Origin of the sequence: Archaeoglobus sp. UBA230, assembly GCA_002507545.1 — an archaeon.
In the GTDB taxonomy this organism is placed as follows: domain Archaea; phylum Halobacteriota; class Archaeoglobi; order Archaeoglobales; family Archaeoglobaceae; genus Archaeoglobus.
The window spans coordinates 36,032-43,586 of sequence record DAVR01000019.1 but is presented as its reverse complement, the minus strand read 5'-3'; the positions used below and the strand labels follow the sequence as shown (position 1 = coordinate 43,586).

The 7,555-nt window shown below is 43.9% G+C and carries 7 protein-coding genes; 3 read left to right on the top strand and 4 right to left on the bottom strand.

Annotated features, from left to right (window positions below; genetic code table 11):
- Positions 1-22: 22 nt before the first annotated feature.
- Positions 23-2,113 (bottom strand): V-type ATP synthase subunit I, encoded by a 2,091-nt coding sequence (locus BP688_RS05090; RefSeq protein WP_290596926.1) that lies wholly within the window; start codon positions 2,111-2,113, stop codon positions 23-25.
- Positions 2,106-2,435 (bottom strand): ATP synthase archaeal subunit H, encoded by a 330-nt coding sequence (ahaH, locus tag BP688_RS05085; protein WP_290596927.1) that lies wholly within the window; start codon positions 2,433-2,435, stop codon positions 2,106-2,108. The genes BP688_RS05090 and ahaH overlap by 8 nt, the downstream gene beginning before the upstream one ends.
- A 170-nt stretch (positions 2,436-2,605) precedes the next feature.
- Here ahaH and purD point away from each other — a divergent pair, with 170 nt between their 5' ends.
- Positions 2,606-4,030, top strand: a complete 1,425-nt coding sequence (purD, locus tag BP688_RS05080) for a phosphoribosylamine--glycine ligase (protein ID WP_290624013.1) — start codon at positions 2,606-2,608, stop codon at positions 4,028-4,030.
- Here purD and BP688_RS05075 read toward each other — a convergent pair whose 3' ends face one another.
- Positions 4,031-4,717 (bottom strand): metallophosphoesterase, encoded by a 687-nt coding sequence (locus tag BP688_RS05075; protein ID WP_290596929.1) that lies wholly within the window; start codon positions 4,715-4,717, stop codon positions 4,031-4,033.
- 70 nt (positions 4,718-4,787) lie between these two features.
- Between BP688_RS05075 and BP688_RS05070 the strand changes: the two genes are divergently transcribed.
- Both BP688_RS05070 and BP688_RS05065 read left to right on the top strand, forming a co-directional pair.
- A complete protein-coding gene (locus tag BP688_RS05070) occupies positions 4,788-5,372 on the top strand; it encodes a hypothetical protein (RefSeq protein WP_290596930.1) in 585 nt (194 codons plus the stop codon).
- Positions 5,369-6,457: a DUF362 domain-containing protein gene (locus tag BP688_RS05065; protein WP_290624017.1), complete on the top strand. Its 1,089-nt coding sequence runs from the start codon at positions 5,369-5,371 to the stop codon at positions 6,455-6,457. The genes BP688_RS05070 and BP688_RS05065 overlap by 4 nt, the downstream gene beginning before the upstream one ends.
- Here BP688_RS05065 and BP688_RS05060 read toward each other — a convergent pair.
- Positions 6,433-7,542: a tRNA pseudouridine(54/55) synthase Pus10 gene (locus BP688_RS05060; RefSeq protein WP_290596932.1), complete on the bottom strand. Its 1,110-nt coding sequence runs from the start codon at positions 7,540-7,542 to the stop codon at positions 6,433-6,435. The genes BP688_RS05065 and BP688_RS05060 overlap by 25 nt on opposite strands.
- Between the last annotated feature and the right edge of the window lie 13 nt (positions 7,543-7,555).

Below are 7,555 nucleotides of genomic sequence, written 5' to 3'. Positions count from 1 at the left end.
CAACCATTTCTAACCACCTCCTTCAATCCTCCAAAAACTTTTTAACTCTCCCGAATGGAGAGTACTCCTTTCCTCCACCTTCAAAAAACTTAGTGAAGAACTCTACATAGTGCAATCGCAGTGACTGTAACCCAGGATCGAGTATTCCGAGCAACAGGTTTCCTGCATGTCCTATCAGCAGCAGAATTATTGCAACTGGTAGCAGCGCCATTCCTGGTGGTGTTCCTATTTTAACGCTGAGATAGTTTATAACAAAGGCTATGTAAACCGATGATAGACCAATAGCGAGCAATCGAGCGTAGCTGATAATCTGTCCAAACCACGTCAATAGCTCTACTGCCATTATAATTCCAAAAATGCCCATCTTCGGTATCTCTGCCTTCAGAAATATCACGAACCAGACGATGAGCAGGGGTAGTGCCAATACATAGAAGATATTGACTCCTGCCTGCCATCCATCCACCAAACCCGGAATTGGCAGTGGAACTTCTTTTCCTTCCTCAACCGTGTAGCTTCCCAGCATGTAGAGGTTGTCTGGAAGCAGATGTCCGAAGCCCTCTTCTGGTGGAGATGTGAAAATTCCGAGGTTGTAGCTAAATCCGAATATAAGCATCACCAAGCCAAGAACACCGATGAACCAGCACCCCTTTTCATAAATCGCCTCCTTCATTCCATGTTCTACGTAGACATTGTAGAAGCCAAGTGCGAAGCCCCATAGCATCTTGAACATACCGATAAGAAGCACAATGAAGAGCAGCGCCTTGACGCCGAATTCCTCCACTCTGTCGAACAGTGGGTGGTGGTGATTGAACGTGTAGAGCGCTGAAAGGGCGTCACCGAGGAAGTGTATCTTTGATGGTTCCTCTATTCCGGGAATTATGAACGGTCCAAAGAACTCTCCGTAGATGAAACCGAAGAGAATGGACGAGAGCCCACAATAAATAGCAATATTCAGCAGTTTCTGCCAGCCCTCTGTCCTGAAGACCGTTTTGAGATAAAGAGCAAGTATTGTTATTAGCAGGCCGTAACCCATGTCTCCGAGCATCATTCCGAAGAATATTGTGAAGAAGACAGCCATTATTGCACTTGGATCAAGCTCTTTGTACTTGGGTGTCGCATACGTTGTGGTAAGCAACTCGTAGTCCCTGACTATCGCAGGATTGTCGAGTTTGGTTGGCGGAACATCCTCCTCTTCTTCCTCAATGACTTCAACCACGATTTTGCCGTTCCTTTCTACTTCACTCCTGAATTCATCCAGCTGTTTGGCTGGAACGTATCCGACGATTACAAATGCGTATTTTGAAACGAGTGCCCTTAGGGGCAGCTCAGACTTGTCGAGTTCTGAACTCAGATACTCTTCAATGGCGAGTAAGAGCTCGGCTTCTTTCACCTTAATTTCCTCAATCTCTGTCTCAAGCTGCTTCTTCCTGTTTAGAAGCTCCTCTTTCTCCCTCTCAATCTCATTTATTCTGACATCGTAGTCGTCAATGTCCGGAACTGGCAGCTCTCTATACCCAAAGCCCTGAAGTGTTCTGAAGAACTCATCCCCGTATTCTGCCTTTACGAAAATTGCAACCAGCAACTCCTTCTGGTATTCTTTGATTACAGCATCAAACTGGTCTGTTATTTTACTCAGTTCCTCAACTGGATTCTCTTTGACGAGTCCAACAAAGCACCGCAAGTTCTTGTAGCCCTTCAGAAGTCTTGAGGGTATTCCCAGCACCTTTAAAGGTTCGATTATTCTCAGTTCGTCCTCTAATCCTCTTATTTTCTCATCAATGCTTCTGTTCTCTTCAATTTTCCTTCCAATTTGTTCTTGGTATTCCTCAAGCTTTTTGCTGAGCTTATCTTCAATTTCTTTTGACCTATACTTTCTCTTTGGAACAATTCTGCTTGGATCAATTTTCAGATAAGATATGTAACTCCTGAGCTGCACCAAACTGCGAGATATCAGAGATGCTTTTTCAAGCGGCTCGCCAATTCTGAAATACTCTGCCTCTTTTGGGTCTTCAATGTGGAGAAGGTTTACTTTGTATAAGGTTTCTGACGCATACTCAAGCTGCTCCTTTGGTCCCACTACTGAAATTTTAACCATCTTTTCCGGCTTAAGCATGCTCCACCATCCCTACAAACTCGTTATAGAGAAAATCTACAGCTTTCATTATGTTGTCTTTTCCGCTTTTCTCGAACTCCTCTATTTCCTTTGCTTTCTTTTGCTTTATTTCTTCTTTCTCTTTCTCTATCTCTGCTTTTACATTGTTGAGTATCTCCTCTTTGACTTTAGCAGCTTCAGCCTCGGCACTCTCAATAATTTCCCTTGCCTTCATCTTTGCTTCGAGAATTTTGTTTTTCTTTTCTTCCTCAGCAGCCCTGATACTTTCTTCAACTTTAATCTCTGCATCTTTAATTCTCTCAAGAATTTCTGTCCTATCCATGGTAACCACCTTGACTAAATTCTACACTTCAAAGACATCGAAAGCCTAACCGTAGCCTATTTAAGTTTTGTTATTTTTACGCAGGTTCTATTTGTAATTAAAAACGCATATTAATTATTTCATAAATTAGAAACCGAAAACGGAATATAATGGAGGAGATAAAAAATACCATGAAGGTTCTCGTGGTTGATGCTGGTGGTAGAGGTAACGCAATTGCTCATGCTTTCTCAAGAAGTGCAAGAGTTAAGGAAGTTTACGTCGCTCCCGGAAATGGTGGGAGCGAGTTTTTTGAAAAATGTAAAATTGCGAAGCTGAATGGAGAAAAGATACCTTCAATCAGGGCCATCAGCGAAATCGTAAAATTCGCCAAATATGCTGAAGTTGACCTTGTTTATATTGGACCCGAAGAGCCCCTCAGCCTCGGTTTGGTTGACAGGCTTGAAGAGGAGGGAATTGTCGCAATAGGGCCAAAAAAAGAGGCTACAATACTTGAGGCGAGTAAGTGCTGGGCAAAGGACTTTTTGAAAAAAATTGGAGTTCCAATCCCAGAATATACGAACTTTGATGATCCAGAGGAGGCTAAGGAGTATATCAGGGAAAACTTCGAAGATGGAATCGTCGTAAAGGCTGATGGGCTTGCAGCAGGAAAGGGTGTTTACGTCTGCGAGTCCATCGAGGAAGCTTTTAGGGCTGTGGACGAGATAATGGTTCAGAAGAAGTTTGGAGAGGCTGGAAACAGAATCGTCGTTGAGGAGAGGTTGAGGGGGATAGAGGTAGCCTTTACTGCTGTTAGTGACGGAAAAACCGTTAAGCCCTTTGGACATGCGAAGGACTATAAGAGAGCCTTCGACAGTGACGATATAGAGGGTCTGAGAGACTTCTACATTGGCCTTACAAGAAAATTCTACACGAAAGCACAGATCGAGCAGCTTTTCAGGGAAGGAAAGCTTGTCAATCCTAACACCGGGGGTATGGGCGCAGTAAGCCCTCATCCAGATGTGGATGCGGAGATTGAGAGCAGGATAATGGAGATTGTGGTTGAGCCAATAGTAACAAAATTCAGGGAGCTTGAAGGGGTTGAATTCAGAGGTGTGCTTTATCCGGTCATAATGCTTGTGGAAGAGGAGGGGGAGCTAATCCCAAAGGTTTTGGAGATAAACGTAAGGGATTGTGATCCGGGTGCTGAAGCAAAGCTTCCGAGACTTGAGAGTGATATAGCTGAGATTTCGATGGCGATAGTCGAGGGAGAGCTCGAAAACGCTGATATAAAGTTTAGTAGCGACTGGTGCGTTGCTGTGTGTGCTGTGAGCGGTGCGTTGAAGGGTAGAGAAGGGTTGAAGCCCGGTTATCCTGCTAATCATTACACGAGCCAGCCGATAAGTGGTTTGGAGGATGCAATGAAGGAGGCGATAGTTTATGCAAATGGTATCGAAAAGACTAACGGGTATGTTACTACGGGGGGTAGAGTTCTGACAGTGGTAGGGATGGGGAAGAGTATAGAGGAGGCGAGAGAAAGGGCATATGCAGCTTCGAGCAAAATCAGCTTTCCGGGTATGAGATATAGAAAAACGATCGGTCTTGATGTTGAGGAATGACTAAATTATCTTCTTTAAGTCTCTCAAGCTTCCGAGGTATAACACCTCGTCTTCAACAGCGTAGATTTCAATTCTTTTTGCTTTGTTTAACACAGGAGAAAGAAAAGAATTTTGAAGGACATCGCTACCACTCATTAGCGGTGAGAAGGCAGGTAAGACTATTTTGGCATCATCTGCAACGAGATAGCACGGGAAGTTATACAGACCCCCTCTTACCCTGACCTTGATCGCAGGATGCTCATGCCCTATTATAACTCTTTCAAATTCCAAATCCTTGTGACCATGAATAACGTAGTATTTGTCAACCTTAACGTGCTCCCTCAACTCTATCCCATACTCTGCCAGAATAGCAGCCAGAAAATTGTCGTGGTTCCCTCTCACGACTTCAAGTTCTACATCAACAGACTCAATGAATTCTCTCACATCCTCCCACTCGTATGGTAAATTCTTGCTAAATTCGTGTTTGAGGTCTCCCGCAACTATCAGTCTATTGATGTTGTGTCTATCAATTATTTTCTTTACATTCCTTACAATCTCCTTAACTTGCATTCTCGGAATGGCAACGCCTTTATTCTGCATCACATTTTCAAATCCAAGATGAAGATCAGCAATAATTGCAGTGTTACCGATAATCGCGGCTTTTTCTGGAGTTAGAATTACGTCATTAATAACAACTCTTCTCATCATAAAATATTGAATCGCAAAAGTTTAAAATCCCTTTGAGCACCATAGTCAACATTTACGCGGGGAGTACCAAATGACTCATTTACTGATCAGTGGACCACCGGGAACTGGAAAATGCAAAATACTTGAATCAGTGTCAAATGAATTTGACAATGTAGTGTGGGTTACAACATTATCCAGTGCCGAGTTTGTCAGAAAAAGGCTTGGAAGAGAGGACGTATGGATTATTGACACCTTCACTTGGGGCAAAAAAAATGGTGGAGGGGAGAGAGATATTGTAGTTTCCAACCCGCTAAACCTGAACGAGGTCAGCCTTGCAGTGAATAAGGTCCTTGACAGTATTGATGGGAAGTATCTCCTCGTTATGAACTCGATTTCTGGTCTTTTGATCTATCACAGCTACCAGAGGCTTTTACACTTTTTAAGGACAATCCTCGTAAGGGTTGAGAATGAGGAATCTCACAGCATATTCTCTCTCGTTAAATATGCCCACGAAAAAAGTGTTGAGGTCTCAATCTCCATGTTTTTCCCGAATATTGTCGAGAATGAGGGCAATTCTGTCAGGGTCGTCAAATCAAGCATCCCGCTTGAGAAAAACGAATTTGGTTTTGAGGAGGCGAAAGATATTATAAGGAGGATGTTGCTTGAAAGTTTATGAGCAACGTTTTTTATGTAAATCCAAGGGCGGAAGTTACCGACCCTGCGAAGTGGTATCAGCCTCAGCTCAGCATGGTTAGCAAGCTCAATAGGTTGATTGATGAGAGTGGCGTTCTTGATATAATTTCAAAAGGCGATCTGGTGGCTGTAAAAACACATTTTGGTGAGAGAGGAACTACGAAAACAGTAAGGAGTGTTTTTCTCAGGGCGGTTGTTGAGAAGGTTAGAGAGTTGGGAGGGCGACCCTTTGTCACCGAAACAACGGGGTTGGGGCTGACAAGGCTGAGAAGTTCAGCATTTGGCAGGTTGGAGATAGCAGAGGAAAACGGATACACCCAGCAGACAGTTAAAGCTCCGATATTGATTGCAGACGGATTGTTGGGGTTTGATTTTGTTGAAGTGCCTGTAAATGGAAAATATATCCGTAAAGTTTGCGTGGCGAAGGCAATTGCTGAATGTGACGCAGTGATTTGCGTTACACACTTCAAGCTCCACATGCAGGCAGGGATTGGGGGGAGCATTAAAAATGTTGGCGTGGGGTGTGTGGCAAAACCATCAAAATTTGACATACACATGTCGAGATTCCCGGAGATAAACGAGAATTGCACGAAATGTGACAAATGTGTTGAAATCTGCCCGACAAAGGCAATCGAAGATTACAAGATCGTGGAGGAAAAATGTTTGAAATGCACAGGCTGTGCGGAGGTATGTGAGGATGATGCCGTCAATCTTTACTGGGTTTTTGGCAGAGAGGTTGGAGAGAGGGTGGTTGAATGTGCAAGGGGCGTTCTGAATGCCAACAGCAAATTTGCCTACCTGAATTTCCTTGTGGAAATTACACCCCACTGCGACTGTCACCCCTTCAGCGATATCCCTGTGGTTTCTGATCTGGGTATAATGGCATCAAAGGATATGGTGGCAATTGACAAGGCAAGCGTTGACCTGTATAGAAAAGCGGAGGCTGTCAGTGGTGCTCTGCTTGAAAAGGAAAGGTTCTGGCCATGGACTGATGTTGACAGGATGCTGGAGTATGCAAGCGAGATGGGGCTTGGAAACCTCGATTACTCGCTTGTAGAGGTGGAGTAAGAATCAAAAACATCTATAACGTCGAGTTTTTCAACCTTACAGTTTATTCCAGTAACCGAAGATAGACTTGGACGAGTCCTCCCTTCATCTCCACTTACCAATTCCTTAATGTACAGTCCGGCATCGGCTTCAATCTCCATAACCGCAACTTTTTCCCTGTGGAAAAGGAGCTTTATGTCGTAAACTTTCCTCACCCTCACCTTATCCGCTCTTCTGTGAGCAACCCTCTTTGGTGTTCTCTGCCTGATTTCCACTCCCCTAAGCCCTTCAATAGCATTCAGCAGGTTTTCAGTATCAATGTCATCTTCAAACACGACCTTGGCTCTATACTTCTTCCTGTGCCTTTCCATCTTAACCTCTCTAACCCTTTTCGAGTCAGCATATTCCAATCCAAAAACCTTAACCTTCCCTCCTGCATACTCGTTGATCGCCTTCTCTACCTTACTCAGCTCAACAAACCTCTTTCTTGGCTCTATCAACTCAAGCACGAAGGGTCTACCTCTGCCAAGCATTCTGGCATCAACATCTTCACGCCCGGCACCATGCAGCTTCGCATCCTTTGCCTCGAAAATTCTGGTAGCTGGAGTTGAGATTATTTCCTCCACAGATGTTCCATACTTCTTTCCCGTAAAGTTGCACATCTCACATCCCTTACCCCCACAAAAACCACATATCCACCTTGTCTGCGAGATGTTCCTGACTCGCTTGATGTACCTTCCATAAATGTAAACCGATCCTATCTGGAGTTCGAAATCGAAAGTTTCCAGATCGAAAATTACATTTATTTCCGGGTTTAGGCTTCTGACTTTGCCACTCAACTCTGAAATTTTTCTTCCAAGACGCTCGTTAAATTCCTTCTTTAGGTCGTATTCAACCCCTTTCCTCTCCATCAGCTCGTGTAAAGCCTTTGCACTTCCCCATTCTCTACTTCCAATGTTGAAAGTCCTAAACTCATACTCTGAGAGCTTTTGCACTATTTTTTCTGCAAACTCATTGATCCTGTTGAATACGTTGCAGCATGCCTCACATTCTTCCGAAAGTTCTCCTTCTCCAATCGCTGAGAGACAGTGCCTGCAGAGGCGCACGTGTTTAGTTTGG